This window comes from Methylobacterium sp. GC_Met_2 (genome assembly GCF_026540795.1).
In the GTDB taxonomy this organism is placed as follows: domain Bacteria; phylum Pseudomonadota; class Alphaproteobacteria; order Rhizobiales; family Beijerinckiaceae; genus Methylobacterium.
Genome location: NZ_JALNUM010000135.1, coordinates 1 through 15,697, shown reverse-complemented (window position 1 = coordinate 15,697; position 15,697 = coordinate 1). Strand labels below are relative to the sequence as shown.

Genomic DNA, 15,697 nt, shown 5'->3' with positions numbered 1-15,697 from the left:
CAGGTGATCGCCGCCGGATTGCAGGCCCGCTGGTAACCTCGGCGGGCAGCATCGGCGATGCGGTCGCCCATGCGTGCGACCAAGCGGCTCTGGAGCCCGTTGAGGTTTCGTCCGCCGGTCGCCACAATCGCTCCGCATGGACCGCCCGCACCTTGACGGTCGCTTAACCATTCGTCCGTCCTACGCTGCCTAGGATGATCCGGCTCGAGGGAACGGATGGGCTTGCATTTTGGACGGCTGTGTCGTGCGGGCCCGGCCTTCGCTGTTCTCCTACCGTTGCTCGCGTCAGGGGCCTGTGCCGGCCGGCCGACCGGCGTGCTTTTGCCCGTCGCCGTGACTGGGTCGGTTCCTGGCACCTCACGTGTCGACATGCTGGTGGCAACGACTCGCAAGTCGGCCGCCGACCGGGGGGTGCTGTTCTCGGGTGAACGCGGCGATGCGGTCTCCTACACGGATCTTGCCGTCTCCATCCCGCCGAACACCACCCGGCAGCCCGGCACGGTGCAGTGGCCGAAGTCGCTGCCCGGCAACCCCGCGACCGATTTCGTCGCCTTGCGCGCCGATCCGGTCGACCGCTCGAAGGTCGCGGCCTGGACCGGCCGCGCCGTCCGGCGTGGGGCCAAGCGCCACGTGCTCGTGTTCGTCCACGGCTTCAACAACAAGTTCGAGGACGCAGTCTTCCGCTTCGCGCAGATTGTGCATGACTCGGGTGCCGAGGTCGCCCCGGTTCTGTTTACTTGGCCCTCCAAGGGGTCAGTGCTCGCCTACGGCTACGACCGGGAGAGCACCAACTTCTCGCGCAACGGCTTGGAGACTCTGCTGCGGGATTTGGCCAGGGATCCGAATGTTGGTGAGATCACTGTACTCGCCCACTCCATGGGCAACTGGCTGACCCTGGAAAGCCTCCGCCAGATGGCCATTCGCGACCGGCGCGTGGCCCCTAAAATCCGCAACGTCATCCTCGCCGCCCCCGATGTCGACATGGACCTCGCCCGCGAAGCGTTCCGCGACATGGGGCCGGACCGGCCGCGCCTGACGTTGATGGTGTCTGGCGATGATCAGGCTCTGGCGGTGTCGCGGTTGGTCTGGGGCGACAGCGTCAGGTTGGGCGCCATCGACCCGAACGTCGAGCCATACCGGTCCGAACTCGAACGCCAGAAGATCGGTGTGCTGAATCTGTCGACGGTGAAGGGCGATGACCCGCTGAACCACGGCAAGTACGCCTCCGGGGATGTCGTCGCCCTGCTGGGCAAGCGCCTCGCCGACGGACAGCCGATCTCGGATGGACAGGTCGGCATCGGTGACCGGTTGGTGAGCGCGGCTGCCGGAGCTGCCTCCACGGCCGCGACCGGGGCGGCGCTGGCAGTTGCGGCCCCGGTCGCCATTGTCGACCCGCAGACCCGCGAGACCTTCGGCGAGCACCTGTCTCACGTCGGCTCCGGCCTGCGGGACACAGTCGGTTCGGCGGTCGACCTAGCGGGCGCACCCGTGCGGGCCATGACCGGCAGCCGCTGAAGCGTCGGATCGATCGGTAACGAGAACGCCGGGCCTTCCGGCATCATGGGGAACGGAAAATGGCACGCACGGTTCGACTGGTCGTTGCGGCGGCGACGTTGGCATGGGCAGGCGCCGCGCACGCACAGGGGCTGGAGCGCGGCGCGCAAGAGGGGGCAAACCGGGGCGCCATGATCGCCGGTCCCTTGGGCGCCGTCGTCGGTGGTGCGGTCGGGGCAGCGGTGGGAACGGCTAACGGCATCCTCGGCATCGACCGACGCGAGCGCTTCCGCATCTACGCCACGGGCGAGCGTCGTCCGTCCTTCGCCTATTCCGGCCCCGTGAAGGTTGGGACCGTCCTCCCGGAGGATGGCGTCGTCTACTACGATGTTCCCCCAGAATTCGCCCTTCCGACGTACAACTACACCGTCGTGAACGACCACCCGGTTTTGGTGGACCCGCGCACCCGACGGGTCGTTGAAGTTATCGACTAGAGCGCTCTCCGCCGAAGTGGGCCCGGTTCGGCGTAAGAGGGCGCGCGAGAACAAGGGCTTAGAGCCGTGCTCGATTGCAACGCGATCGGGCACAGCTCTAGGCGGGACCTGAACCGCGGTGGTGACCTGCGGGCGAAACCGGTTCATCACCGCGTGGAGCTCGTCCAAGGCCACTGGCTTGTGCAAACAATCCACGACCCCGCGCGCCGGCCTGCATCCGCGCATCGAGGACCGTCGCCATGAGGACGGGTGTTTTGCGCAGGGCTGCGTCGGCCTGGATGGCACGGAGGACCCGACGAGGTCCTGCTTGACCCGGAGGTCGACAAGCACGTCCGGGCACAGGACCGGCTTCGCGGTCCTGAGACAAAGGCCCGACAGGCTGCCGCCGAGTTGGGCTCTGCGGCAGCAGGATCTGGTAGCCCTTGTGCGCCTTCTGCCGGAGACGTCGCCCGCGATTGCGCGCGACGCGCGCTGGCGACGTTACTTCAGGCGGGTGGCAGCCCAGTCGATGTGATCGGCCATGAAGGTCGAGATGAAGAAGTACGAGTGGTCGTAGCCCTCGCGCATGTTGAGGGTCAGCGCGATGCCGGCCTTCTTGCAGGCTTCCTCAAGCAGCCAGGGACGCAGGCCATCCTGAAGGAAGCTGTCGGCGGTGCCCTGATCCACCAGGAACTCGGGGAAACGCTTGCCGTCTTCGATCAGCGCGGTGGCGTCGTGGGCGCGCCAGGCGGCTGGGTCGGACCCGAGGTACTTCTCGAAGGCCGGTTTCGACCAGCCGGCCGTGGAGGGCTGGGCGATCGGCGCGAAGGCGGAGCAGGACTTGAAGCGCTCCGGGTAGGTCAGCGCGATGGTGAGCGCTCCGTGGCCGCCCATGGAATGGCCGAAGATGCCTTGACGGGCCATGTCGGCGGGGAAGTTCGCCGCGATGAGCGCCGGCAGCTCCTCCGTGACGTAGCTCCACATCTTGTAATTCTTCGCATAGGGCGCCTCGGTGGCGTCCAGATAAAAGCCGGCACCGGAGCCGAACTGCCAGTTGCCCTCCTCGTCCGGGATCCCCGGGCCGCGCGGGCTGGTATCCGGGGCCACGATGATCACGCCATGCTGAGCGGCGGCCGCCCGATACTCGCCTTTGTCCATGACGTTGGCGTGCGTGCAGGTGAGCCCCGACAGGTACCACAACACCGGGACCGGACCGTTCTCGGCCTGTGGCGGCACGAACACCGCGAAGGTCATCGGGCATCCCGTGGTCTGGGCATCGTGCTTGTAGACGCCCTGCGTGCCGCCATGGGCGCGGGCCTTCGAGATGGTTTCCATGAGCTTCGATCTCCTGCTCGGGAGGCGAAAGCCGCGCTCCGGGGCCGGATGGCGGGCTTGGGATTTCGATACTACGGGGCGGCGCGCATAGCCGTCGGCTTGCCCGACAGGAACGAGGCACCGGTCACCGGGACCCCGCCCCTGAAGAGCGGGGAGCCCCGGATCGGATGGTCTCAGTAAACGACAACGGAACGGATCGACTTGCCTTCTTGCATGAGGTCGAAACCGTGGTTGATGTCTTCCAGGGGCATGGTGTGGGTGATGAGATCATCGATGTTGATCTTACCCTCCATGTACCAATCGACGATCTTCGGCACGTCCGTGCGCCCGCGGGCCCCACCGAAGGCAGATCCCCTCCAGACGCGGCCGGTGACGAGCTGGAACGGACGGGTCGAGATCTCACGGCCGGCTTCAGCCACGCCGATGACGATCGACTCACCCCAGCCGCGATGGCAGCACTCGAGCGCCTGGCGCATCACGTGGACGTTGCCGGTGCAATCGAAGGAGAAATCGGCGCCGCCGCCGGTTAGATCGACGATGGCCTGGACCACCTTGTCGGTGCCGACCTCATTCGGGTTGATGAAGTGGGTCATGCCGAACTTGCGGGCCATGGCCTGCTTATCCGGGTTGATGTCGACGCCGATGATCTTGTCGGCCCCGACCATCCGGGCGGCCTGGAGGACGTTGAGGCCGATGCCACCGAGACCGAACACCACCACGTTGGCGCCCGGCCAGACCTTGGCGGTGTAGATCACCGCGCCGATGCCGGTCGTCACGCCGCAACCGATGTAGCAGATCTTGTCGAAGGGCGCGTCTTCGCGGATCTTGGCGAGCGCAATGGCCGGCAGGACCGTGAAGTTCGAGAAGGTCGAGCAGCCCATGTAGTGGAACACGGTGCTCGCACCGCCAGGGCTGCCGCCGGTGGAAACGCAGGAGAAGCGGCTCGTGCCATCCGGCATCACACCCTGCCCCTGGGTCGCCCGGATCGCGGTGCACAGATTGGTGCGCTGCGACAGACAGGACTTACAGTTGCGGCATTCCGGCGTGTACAGGGGGATCACATGGTCGCCGGGCTTCAGCGTGGTGACACCGGCGCCGACCTCACGGACAATACCTGCGCCTTCATGGCCGAGGATCGCCGGGAACTTACCCTCGGAATCGAGACCCGAGAGCGTGTAGGCATCGGTGTGGCAGATGCCGGTGGCCATCAACTCGACGAGAACTTCGCCGGCCTTGGGCCCCTCGATGTCGATGGTCTCGATCGTGAGTGGCTTCTTGGCCTCCCACGCGACTGCGGCGCGAGTCTTCATCAGGTCTTCCTATTATCTGGATGATGACGGACGGCGCCGAACTGCCGACTCTCCGGTGCACCTCGCCTAAGGGCAGGGCACCGGACGGTCCGAAAATCTGCCGCGTGTGTGCTGCTTCTGACGCCAAGATGCAATGTCCCGCCCCCGTGTTCAGTGCATGACCCCGGCGTTCGGCAGGATTGGGAAAGGGGGCGCATCCGCCCCGCTCGAGCCGCACGCCCATGCCGGAACATGGGTCGCGCAGTGCCTGTGACCCGTGCCGCTGGGGCCGGGCCAAATCACCGTTCACTCAGGCAAAGCAGTCGACCGTCCGGCAGCTTCGGCTCGGGGTCGGAAGCGGTGGTCACCCGTTGTGTCGCTGTCCGTGACGGCAAGGCTGATACGGAAGGGACAATCCGCTGGAGCAGTCGCCCCCGTGTGGCGCGCTTGTCTGGTTGTAGTGGTCAGGCGCTGCTAAAACCCTGCGCGCCTGCGACGTCAAAGAAAACGACACGGCCGGGGAGGTCGGATATGGCGACAACGAGCGTTCCCACCGAGTTGCCGGGGATCGAACGTCGCACAATGCGCGCGGTCGGCTGGCGCATCGTGCCGTTCCTCGTGCTCTGCTACTTCATCGCCTATGTTGATCGTGTGAATGCAGGCTTCGCCGCGCTCACGATGAACAAGGATCTCGGTCTTTCCCAAGCGATGTTCGGCATCGGCGGTGGCCTGTTCTTCGTCGCCTACGTGCTGTGCGAAGTGCCGAGTAATCTCGCGATGGAAAAGTTCGGCGCGCGGGTGTGGATCGCGCGGATCATGATCACCTGGGGCCTCGTCGGTGCGGCGATGGCCTTCGTGGTCGGCCCTTTCAGTTTCTATTTCGGCCGCTTCCTGTTGGGCGCAGCCGAAGCCGGGTTCTTCCCCGGGGTGATCCTCTACCTGACCTACTGGTTCCCGAAGGCATACCGGGCACGGATCGTTGCGCTGTTCATGGTCGCGATCCCGATCTCGTCCTTCCTGGGCTCGCCGCTGTCAGCCGGGCTGCTTCAACTCGACGGCGCCGCTGGCCTGCACGGCTGGCAGTGGCTGTTCATCGCGGAGGCAATCCCCGCGGTGCTGCTCGGGCTCGCCGCTCTTTTCGTGCTCCCAAGCCGGCCGGCAGAGGCGAAATGGCTGGCGCCTGAGCAGCGCGCTTGGCTCGAACGTCGGCTTGAGGCGGACAAGGTTGGCGCTGCACCGGTGGCGCACCACCTGCCGCTGCTGAAGGTCCTGTCGAACAAGTACGTCTGGGCGCTGGCGCTGATCTATTCGGGCTCGTCGGCCACCAGCAACGCGCTTTCCCTCTGGCAGCCGCAGATCCTCAAGTCCTTCGGGCTCTCGAACCTCGAGACCGGCCTCCTCAACATGATCCCCTTCGGCATCGCCTCGGTGTTTATGGTGTTCTGGGGGCTGCGCGCCGACAAGTCGGGCGAGCGGGTCTACAGCACGGCCCTGCCGCTGGCACTGACCTGCCTGTGCCTCGCCGCCACGAACCTCACCAGCTCGCTCACCCTGACGATGGTGCTCCTGAGCTTCACCCTGCTCGGCAATTACGCGATCAAGGGGCCGTTCTGGGCCATGGCCACCGAATGGCTCTCGGCCGGCACCGCGGCGGCGGGGATCGCGGCGATCAACACCCTCTCGCATCTCGGCACCGGTATCGCCTCGTGGCTGCTGGGCGTGATCAAGGACGCCACCGGCAGCTTCCCCATGGGGCTTCTGCCGCTCGTCGTCCTCACGGGCGCCGGCAGCATCATGACGATCATCCTCGGCCGCGGCAGCCGCGCTCAGGCGAGCGCACCCGCCCCCGCGCCAGCCGAGTAGTCGCCATGATCTCGCGACGGATGTTCCAAGGGGGCATCGCAGCCGCCGCGCTGAGGCCGCGTTTTGCGATGTCCGAGCCGATCACAGCGATCGACAACCACGCGCACGTCTTCAAGCGCGGCCTCAAGCTGGCACCATCCGTTCGCTACGCCCCGGATTACGACGCGACGCCCGAGGACTACATCAAGCTTCTCGACGCCAACGGGATCTCCAGCGCAGTGCTGATCCAGCCGAGCTTCCTCGGCACCGACAACAGCTACATGCTGGATGCGCGAAAGACATATCCGTCGCGCTTCCAGTGCGTCGCGGTCGTCGATCCCGGCATCTCCGCCGTTGAGCTTGAAGCCCTGGATGCCGCGGGTGTGGTTGGCGTGCGCCTCAACCTGATTGGCCAGCCTGACCCGCAACTCGCGAGCCCGGCCTGGCACAGGCATCTCGCGCATCTCGCAGCCCTTGACTGGCATGTTGAGATCCAGGCCGAGGGGCGGCGCTGGCCCGACCTGCTCTCGCCCCTCCTCGATGCGGGGGTGAACGTGGTAGCCGACCATTTCGGAAAGCCGGATCCCAAGGCGGGCGTGAATGATCCCGGCTTCCGCCGGATCCTGGAAGCCGGGCGCACAGGCCGTCTCTACCTCAAGCTGTCGGGCCCCTACCGAAACGGGCCTGATGGCGACGCCATTGCCAGGACGGCGATCCCGCTGCTGCGCGCGCATCTCGGCCTCGATCATCTCGTCTGGGGTAGCGATTGGCCGAATACAGGGTTCGAGGGCAAAGAGCCCTACGCTGCAATGCTGGCCAATCTCGCGACGTGGCTGCCCGAACCTGCAGATCGTCAAGTCGTGCTTGTGGACACGCCAAGGAAGCTCTTTCGGTTCAACGCCGCATGAGCTCGTGGCGCTTGCCCCCGAAGTGGCAGGGGAAATTCTAAAGCGCACCTCGGTGAGGATGGTGCACACAGCTTTGTCGGCGGGCGGCCATAAGGTCACCCGCACCGGACGGGATCGATCCCTCAGGCAACCTTCGCCTCCTGAGGCTCCGCTCTGGTGAGCCCACGCTGGCGGGCGACGGTTTCCGCGCGCCCGTTGCGCATCAAGCGTCGCCTGACGCCCTGCCATGTGATGGCCGGCACCGGCGCGACGGGATCGATAAGGGCGCTCAGGGCTCGCGTGTAATCCAGGACCAGACCGGGGGTCCACGTCATCGCGCCCGCGCCATTGCGCATGAGCGCGGCCGCCCAGAATTCCGGGCTCAGCACCGCGCGCGCCAGTCTGCGCCACGGCCGACCATCGCTGCAAAAGTTGCCCTCGACAGCAGCATCGAGGGCGTCAACGACGCACGTCGAACAGTTCCGGCCGACGAGGTTGTAGGTCGCATCCCGGCGATACCTACTCCAGAACGCGCGGAGGCGACCGCCGTCGACACCCTGAAGGGTGACCGTCACGGTCGCCTCGCACCAATCAGCTGCCTCTTCGCGGTAGCTCCGCAGGAAGCGGCCCGGCACGTCGTTCTCGGGACCGGCGCGCAGGATCGCCCGCAGTTTGTCGGGCGACCGCTCGATCTCCACGGAGGGGTAATGGCTCATATAAAGGGGGTCTTCCCAAACCAGGTCTGCGCAGGAGCCGGCCGCTCCCTTCGCACCCGCCAGTTCCAAGGCGGCGTGACCGGTGGAGAGGTGCCCCACCCCATCCACCGAGATGACGTAGCGGTGAACGAGCCGGCGTCGGGTGGGAATTGTCGCCGTCCCGGTGGGCGTCCAAACATAGATCTTGACGGTGTCGGACCCGCTCGCCTGCTTGGATGTATCGAAGAAATTGGGCGGGCGCCGTAGGCGTAGGCCGCGGACCATGACCTTGATCCCGGACAGCATCAGAAAGGCACCGATGCTGAAACCGACCGTGCCGGCATACCACGTCGGGTATGGCTGCAGGGTGAGGATTCCCAAGAGGATGCCGAAGCCCCCATGCACCACCGACCCGTGCCAGCCGGGAAAGCGCAGGACGTGAGATAGGACGACCCGCGTCAGGCCGTCGAACAGGAAGGCGGTACCGAACAGCATCGCAAGGAGGAACGTGCTCGAGGCCGAAGCGAGCATCGTCAGGACGGCCACGACGAGGAGTATCGCAGCCTTGAGCAAGCGCAGCCGTCGTGCAGCCCCGGTGGCAATCAGGCCGCGTACTCCCGAGCTCGCTGCCTCGAACACGAGGAGGAGGCCGAACCAGCGATCCGGAATGTGCGTGGCGCCGTCGAGGGCATCGATCACGAGGGCGCCGCCGAGTCCCGTCCAGATTAGGCCCACGCCGGCGACGATCCCCCACCGGTTATGGACCGCCTCGCGTCCCACCAGAAGCAGCCACAGAGGGAGGGCTCCAGGGCTCGTCGGAGCGCTAGACTTTGCGGACAGCATTGCTTCGACAGGATCGCCCCCGCGTCTGGCTTCGGCGAGCCCAAGGTGCCTCCGCCCTTTTGGGCTGATGGACCCTGGGGAAAGCGCGCCATCGCCGGGTCGATCGGGCGACGCCTCCCCCGTTCCGACATTGATCTGGTGGCTCGGCGTTGAAGACAACGTCACGCGAAAAACCCCCGGGCGCGTCATTGCTAGCTAAGCGAAGAGACGGGCTAAAGAGAAGACGATTGAAAAAGTCGACTACCTAGATCCCGTCTCGGATACTTTTCCCCCGATGGGAGCTTCGTCCAAAACAACTTTGCCGCAACGCGACCTTGACCGTTCAAGGGGACTGATGCGTGCCCGATCAGTCGACCAAAAGAGCGCTGAAATGCCCCTTCGAGCTCTGACGAGCCCGCGGGTGATCCTACTTGAGATGGTAGGCAACGCCCGCGATCAGAGCCTTCTCCTCAGTGTTGAGTGTCTTCCGCGGATCGCCGCCGAACTTGTTGTGCCAATACTGAAAGCCCACGAACACCTCAACCCGGTTGGGCGTGTTCTCCAGCAGCTGCCCGACATCCAGCACCAGGTTAGTCTGCGAGGCGAATTCCGTCCGCGTGTCGAACTGGTTGACGTTGCCGTAGCGACCCTTGGGTAGGATGATGGTGTTGAAGCCGGCCAGCGCCAGGGGCAAGCCGGTGAAGGCCAGTGGGATGGTGTAGGTCAGCTCAAATTCCGGCGTCATCTTGTACTCGACACTGCGGAAGTGTGAGTAATCGAAGCCGGGAATCGCCGCCGGTATGTCCCCGGCTTTCGGCGCAATCCCGGCGAACCCATTACGGGAGAATTCCTTGTAGCCCTGGACCTTCAGGTTCACGAACCCGGCCGGCACGTCAAACGCAAAGCTGACTCCGAAGGTGCCGGCGCGCTTCTCGGAATCGAATTTTGTGTCCTTTGTGTTGATGTCGGCTCCGAATGACAGGCCGATATCTTTCACGAGACCTGGAATTGCGAAGACGTTGGTGTCAAAGATCTTGTTCGGGCTCAGGACGCCCCGGTAGATCAAGTAGACCTCGGTCGCGCCGTAACCCTTGTCCTTAATCACCTTGTCGCTCGCCGGGTCTTGATGGCCGGATCGGAGAATATCGAGGGAAATCAGGTTGGTGCCGTAGGCCCAGGAATTGGCGTGGAACAGGTTGACCACATTCTTGGGCACCTCAACAGGCTCCCCGCGGCTGCCCGGGCGTTCCCGGAAGACGCCGGGCTCCGCGGACGGTCCCTGGAAGCGGTAGCTGACCACGGTGTCGGAGAACGAAAAGAACGACGGAGGCGGGGCGGCCATCACGGTCGCGGCGGCGACAGGAACCCCGGCCTCCTGCCGATTCGGCCCGGTCGAGGCCCATTGAGTCGTGCTGAGCGTCTGGTCGAGGGCTTGGGCGGCGCTCGTCTGAATGTTCGTGCTTGCCGCCGTCTCGGATCGGGCCGCGCCGATGCCGGCCATCAGCGACGCCGCGATCAGCAGGCCCGCCCGGGGCATCCCGACGGTCATGGATCCTCGCTCAGCCCGGCCGGCGGGTCGGGCCGGGGCGATCCGTGCGACCTGGTTCGTCACAGCACTTTCCAGAAGACCAGGATCATCACCGCATAGGCCGCGGCCAGCAGGCCGGCGCCCTTCAGGTCCACGGCCGCCTGCTTGTCCCCGGCGGGTGCCAGCCACCAGCCGAGCTGCTTAGCGGCGAACGGCACGAGCCGCGCGGTGATCAGGACGCTGACGACGTTGCCGATGAACAGGGCAAGGGGGAAATCCAGCTTCAGGGTTCCCGCCAGAAACGGCGTGCCGATCAGCAGGCCCCAAAGGAACACCGTCGGGTACAGCGTCAGGAGGACGATCATGTTCATCTTCCAGGCCGGGGGCGCCGGAGCACCCTCCGGCGTCGCGTTCCGGAACCATTGCTCGAAGCCGCTCTGCACCATCCGGGTGTGGAATTCCGCCGTCAGCGGCGCCGCCTGCTCGACCAGGGCCTGGCGCTCCGGGGAGTTCAACCAGGATTGCAGATTGGCATCACTGTCGAACCGCAGGATCGCGACGAAATCCTCCTGCACCCCCGGCACGGCCGGCTCGAGCCGGTAGCCCTGCAGGCCGGGCGCCTTCGACTGGGCAGCCGCGACCTTCCGCTCCCAGCGGAGATATTCGGCCTCCATCCCAGGCTTCACGCGGGTGCTGATCACCGCCGAGACCGGGGCGGTACGGGCCGCGCTGGCATCGTCGGTGACGATGTGGACATCGTCACGGCCGACCAGCATCGGGGCGGCGCCCTCGATGCGGGATTGCCGCTCCGGCGAGCCCAGCCAGTGCCGGGCATGGTCCAGGCTGTCGAAGCGCTGCAGGATCACCCAATCGACCTGCAGCGGCGGGTGCGGCGGCATCAGCCGCTGCTCGATGAAGCCCGGAAACGTCGCCACCACCGCGCTGGTGTCGCCCTGCCACCGGGCGAAGGCGTCGGCGCTCTCCGGCCGGACGGTCGTCTGGGTGACGATGCTGACGCTCGCCGCTGACGTGCTCATGCGCTGGCGAGCTTTTCGAACAGGCGGTCGGGGGTGAACGGAAGATGGGCGAACCGCACCCCGGTGGCGTCGGCCAGCGCGTTCGAGACGGCCGGGGCAACCGGGTTGATGCCGCACTCGCCCTGTGATTTGGCCCCGAGCGGCCCGATCGTGTCGACCGTGTCGGCGAAGAAGATGTCGGTGTGGGGCGTGTCCGCGAAGGTCGGGATCCGGCAGTTGCGCAGCTGCGGGTTGACCATGCGGCCGTCGCCGTCATGCACCATGGTCTCGACCAGGGCCCAGCCGTAGCCCATGCCGACCGCGCCATCGAGCTGGCCGCGGCACTGCATCGGGTTGATCGGCTTGCCGATATCGGCGGCGTGGACGCTGTGGAGCACCCGGATCTCGCCGGTGACCCGGTGTACCGCCAGGCGGACACCCTGCACGTTGAACGCGATGGTCCGCGGCGACAGATAAGACTTCCGGCTGACCATGAACCGGTGGTCGACCTTGGTGCCCTCGGCGTGGAGCTCGGCCAGCGTCAGGCGCCGGTTGCCGCAGACCACGCCGCCATCGGTGTCGAGCCGGCATTGCTCCACCGGCACCCCGGTGTGTCGGCTGGCGAAGTCGAGGATGTCCTCCGCCATGGCCTCTGCTGTCAGGTGGACCGCCTTGCCGCCGACCACGGTGCCGGTGCTGGCGAAGGTGCCGGTGTCGTAGGGGGTGCGGTCGGTGTCGGCGTTGATGATCGCGACATCGTCGGCGCGCGCGCCCAGGATTGCGGCCGCGATCTGCTTGTGCGCCGTGGTGATGCCGTTGCCCATCTCGGTCGAGCCGCAGGCGAGATGGTAGGTCCCGTCCGGGAGCAGGTGCATCTTGGCGCCCGAGCGATGTTCGGTCGGCGGTCCGCATTCCAGCATGGCGAGCGCCACGCCGGTGCCCTCGGCCCAGTCCGCGCCCTCGGGCCTGGCGACGCCGTTGCCCTTCTCCAGCTCGCGCTCGACGATGTCGAGGCACTCCCTGACGCCGTAGCTGCCGAAGCTGGCGTCGCTCGGCTCCTTCCAGATCGACTCGATGTTGTCGCCGGGCTGCACGACGTTCAACCGCCGCATCGCGAACGGATCGATGCCGAGCTGGCGGGCCAGGGCGTCGATCGCGCACTCGATCGCGAAGGTGGTCTGCGAGGCGCCGTAGCCGCGGAAGCCTCCGCCCGGCACCATGTTGGTGTAGACGGCGTGGCCGATGCCCTTCTTGTTGAGGCAGCGATACACCGCGATCGGGCTCGCCATCGCGGCCCCCAGGGTCTCGCCGCCGTGGCCGCCATAGGCCCCGGTGTTGGAGACCACTTCCACGTCGATCGCCGTCAGCGTGCCGTCCCGGCGGGCGCCGATCTTGACCCGCGTGGTCATCGGGTGGCGCGTCGTGGCGCCGATGAACTCCTCCTCCCGGGTCCATTCCCACTTCACCGGGCGCCCGAGCTTCATCGTGGCGAACAGGACGAGGTCTTCCGAGACCATCTCCTGCTTGCCGCCGAAGCCGCCGCCGACCCGCTCGGTGAACACGTGGATATCCCGGTGCGGGATCCCCATCAGGTAGGCGAGCTTCTGGCGCACCGCGAACGGCGCCTGCGAGCTGGTGCGGACGTGCCAGCGCCCTTCCTCGCCCTGCCAGGCGATCGAGCCGTGGGTCTCAAGGTGCGTGTGCTGGACCCGGGTGGTCGAGTAGGTCTCCTCGTGGATCACGTCGGCCTCGGCGAAGCCGGCGGCCACGTCACCGATCTCCCCCTGGAGCGTGCAGAATATGTTGCTGTCCCCGGTGACCTGCTCCTTGTGGTGCAGCAGCGGCGCGCCGGGCCGCATGGCGGCGACCGGATCGAACACCGCCGGCAGGATCTCGTAATCGACCCGCAGGGCCCGGCATCCCGCCTCGGCCGCCGCCTCGGTCTCTGCGACCACGGCCGCGACCCGCTGGCCGGCGAAGCGCGCGACCGAATCGAGCAGCAGGATGTCGTCGGGATCGACCAGGTGGTCCTCGTGCAGGGCCGAACTGAACCGGCGCTTCGGCACGTCCTGCCAAGTGTAGACCGCGACCACCCCGGGCAAAGCCCGGGCGGCGGCATCGTCGATCGCCACGATGCGGGCATGGGCGTGGGGCGAGCGCAGCACCTTCAGGTGCAGCAGGCCCTCGACCGCGACATCCATGGTGTAGCGGGCGGTACCGGTGAGGATGGAATCCGTGAACGGGTTGGGCAGGCTGGCGCCGAGCGCCCGGCCGGGCAGGTCCGCCTCGATGTTGCAGCGGCCATGCAGCGCGTCATCGATCGAGCGGTAGCCGGTGCAGCGGCACAGGTTGCCCTTCAGGGCGTGCGGCAAGTCGGCCTTCTGCGCATCGGTCAGCGTCACCGCGGTCATGATCATGCCGGCGGTGCAGAAGCCGCATTGGAACGCCTGAGCGTCCCGGAACGCCTGCTGCATGGGATGCAGGTCGTTACCGCAGCCCGACAGGCCCTCGAGGGTGGTGACCGTGCGGCCCTCGGCCCGGAACGCCGGGACCAGGCAGGAATGGAACGGCTTTCCGTCGATATGGACGGTGCAGGCGCCGCAATCGCCGGCGTCGCAGCCCTTCTTGACGCCGAACACATCGAGGTCGCGCAAGAAGGTCCGCAGGCACTGGCCGGGGGCGGGCTCGGCGGCGTAGTCGCGGCCGTTGATCGAATACTGGGTCACGCGAGCTCCGTCCGGATCTGTTCAGCGAGGTATTGCGTGACGTGACGCTTGTACGGGGCCGAGCCGTGGACGTCGGCGAAGTAGGCGTCCGGCGGCAGGCGCGCGTCGAGGGCGGCACGCAGCGCGTCGGCAGAGGGACAGGCGGGGAAGCGCAGCTGCACCGGCTTGGGCGTCGCCGCCGTCACCGTCAGCAGGAAATCAGTACCATCCTGACCGACCGTGCCGATGATCAGCGCGGCCGAGCGCCCGAACTTGGTAAGTGAGATCTGCCGCATGGCGGTGCGCTTCGTCAGCGCGGCGGCGGGCAGGTGGATGCTGCGCAGCAACTCGCCCGGCTGCAGCACGTTCGCGTGGTTGCCGGTGACGAACTCGGCCACCGGAACCGTGCGCGGCACGCCACCCCGTGGCCACAGCGTGCAGACGCCCTCCAGGGCCGCGGTCAGCGAAATCATCGCGCCCGCCGGCAGCGACATGCAGACATTGCCGCCGATCGTGGCAGCGTTCCAGATCTTGAACGACATCAGGAACGAGTCGATGCACTGCCGGAACAGCGGCACAGCGTGCCACTCAGCAAGGCCCGCGAAAGCGTGCAGCTCGACGACCCGGCAGGTGGCCGCGATCTCAAGCCCGGCCTCGGTCACCGTCAGCGGCGCCCAGCCCAGCCGGTCCAGGTCGATCAGCGTATCGACCGCCACCTGCGGCTCGGAGAACAGCCAAGTGCCGCCTGCGAGCCACGAGCACCCGTCATGCCAGCCTTGGACTTCGTCTAGGGACGTCGGCCGCTTGACGTTCACAATTGTTGAAAGGTTCATCGGTGCCCTTCAAAGCTCATCGGCTCAAGATCTATGCGCATCATGACAACATCATGATGCGCTACGAGTAAATAAATTGTTTACGTGCTGCGCCAATTTTGTTTTCATCGAAATTAATGAGATGATATAGCTGTTATATAGCTTACAGACATGAAAATGACTGTGAACGACTCGGAAGTGAAAGAACGGCCCTCAGACGGATCAAGCCGTCCGCGCGTTTACATCGCGGCGGAGGTACCGATCGTGGCGTTCGCGGGATCCGCGGTACGCAGGGTCCGTCGACTTTTCAGCTTCTGTCCGATGTCATCGCGGAATAAACACGCCATGGATGCGCACGTCAATGCAATACATGGGAGTCCATAGAAATGATATGTAACTACTGTAATCATTGCTAGAATTATTATTTTTACTTAGTGCGTTTCAGTAAATATCCCGATCGTTCACGCGTATAGTGATGCCACAAAGATACGCCCGCAGCCGTATCGGATCGCAGCTCGCGGCCGTGGGATGGAGAGACAAGAAAAATCCTCGCTTTTGGCATTTGTCGGCATCAGGGCATCCGCGAAGTTGCGCTCCGTCCCGTTCCTCGGGGCTGGCTTGGGATGGGGGGAGAATCGAGGATCCTAAGTCATCGCGCCAGAGTGCTGTTCAAGCGCGATGGAACAGCTGGCGCGGTGATGGGCTGCCCTGTGAAGGAGAGCGCCGACATCTTCAACACTGTCCATCGCGCTGCGTCGGCGCTTGGCCCATACCGTCGCGGGGTCGGTTGCCAGTGCCT

11 protein-coding genes are annotated in these 15,697 nt (G+C 65.9%); 4 read left to right on the top strand and 7 right to left on the bottom strand.

Translation table 11 applies throughout. The features are described from left to right. The first annotated feature begins 369 nt into the window (after nt 1-369). Both OXS49_RS28925 and OXS49_RS28920 read left to right on the top strand, forming a co-directional pair. Nucleotides 370-1,515, top strand: coding sequence for an alpha/beta hydrolase (locus OXS49_RS28925; RefSeq protein WP_244002209.1), 1,146 nt, complete (start codon nt 370-372; stop codon nt 1,513-1,515). Between the two features lie 59 nt (nt 1,516-1,574). Then, nucleotides 1,575-1,988 carry a DUF1236 domain-containing protein gene (locus OXS49_RS28920; protein ID WP_244002207.1) on the top strand — a complete coding sequence of 138 codons (414 nt, stop codon included), beginning with the start codon at nt 1,575-1,577 and terminating at the stop codon, nt 1,986-1,988. Nucleotides 1,989-2,468: 480 nt separating this feature from the next. Here the strand turns inward: OXS49_RS28920 and fghA are convergent, their stop codons facing one another. Both fghA and OXS49_RS28910 read right to left on the bottom strand, forming a co-directional pair. Continuing rightward, nucleotides 2,469-3,302, bottom strand: coding sequence for an S-formylglutathione hydrolase (gene fghA / locus OXS49_RS28915; RefSeq protein WP_267428123.1), 834 nt, complete (start codon nt 3,300-3,302; stop codon nt 2,469-2,471). 173 nt (nt 3,303-3,475) lie between these two features. Next, on the bottom strand, nt 3,476-4,612 hold the full coding sequence (locus tag OXS49_RS28910) for an S-(hydroxymethyl)glutathione dehydrogenase/class III alcohol dehydrogenase (protein WP_267428122.1): 1,137 nt from the start codon (nt 4,610-4,612) through the stop codon (nt 3,476-3,478). A 510-nt stretch (nt 4,613-5,122) separates the two neighbouring features. On the opposite strand from OXS49_RS28910, the gene OXS49_RS28905 reads away from it, so the two are divergent. Beyond that, entirely contained in the window at nt 5,123-6,454 is a 1,332-nt protein-coding gene (locus tag OXS49_RS28905; RefSeq protein WP_267428121.1) for an MFS transporter, read from the top strand. A 68-nt stretch (nt 6,455-6,522) separates the two neighbouring features. Then, nucleotides 6,523-7,341: an amidohydrolase family protein gene (locus OXS49_RS28900; RefSeq protein WP_267428120.1), complete on the top strand. Its 819-nt coding sequence runs from the start codon at nt 6,523-6,525 to the stop codon at nt 7,339-7,341. 122 nt (nt 7,342-7,463) lie between these two features. Here OXS49_RS28900 and OXS49_RS28895 read toward each other — a convergent pair whose 3' ends face one another. The 5 genes from OXS49_RS28895 to OXS49_RS28875 all read right to left on the bottom strand — a co-directional run bounded on the left by OXS49_RS28895 (nt 7,464) and on the right by OXS49_RS28875 (nt 14,919). Beyond that, nucleotides 7,464-8,750, bottom strand: a complete 1,287-nt coding sequence (locus OXS49_RS28895; RefSeq protein WP_267428119.1) for a DUF4105 domain-containing protein — start codon at nt 8,748-8,750, stop codon at nt 7,464-7,466. A gap of 514 nt (nt 8,751-9,264) precedes the next feature. Beyond that, nucleotides 9,265-10,374 carry a hypothetical protein gene (locus OXS49_RS28890; protein WP_267428118.1) on the bottom strand — a complete coding sequence of 370 codons (1,110 nt, stop codon included), beginning with the start codon at nt 10,372-10,374 and terminating at the stop codon, nt 9,265-9,267. 71 nt (nt 10,375-10,445) lie between these two features. After that, a complete protein-coding gene (locus OXS49_RS28885) occupies nt 10,446-11,402 on the bottom strand; it encodes an antibiotic biosynthesis monooxygenase (protein ID WP_244002191.1) in 957 nt (318 codons plus the stop codon). Continuing rightward, nucleotides 11,399-14,107 (bottom strand): molybdopterin cofactor-binding domain-containing protein, encoded by a 2,709-nt coding sequence (locus OXS49_RS28880; protein WP_267428117.1) that lies wholly within the window; start codon nt 14,105-14,107, stop codon nt 11,399-11,401. The genes OXS49_RS28885 and OXS49_RS28880 overlap by 4 nt, the downstream gene beginning before the upstream one ends. Continuing rightward, nucleotides 14,104-14,919, bottom strand: a complete 816-nt coding sequence (locus tag OXS49_RS28875) for an FAD binding domain-containing protein (RefSeq protein ID WP_267428116.1) — start codon at nt 14,917-14,919, stop codon at nt 14,104-14,106. The genes OXS49_RS28880 and OXS49_RS28875 overlap by 4 nt, the downstream gene beginning before the upstream one ends. Nucleotides 14,920-15,697: the final 778 nt, after the last annotated feature.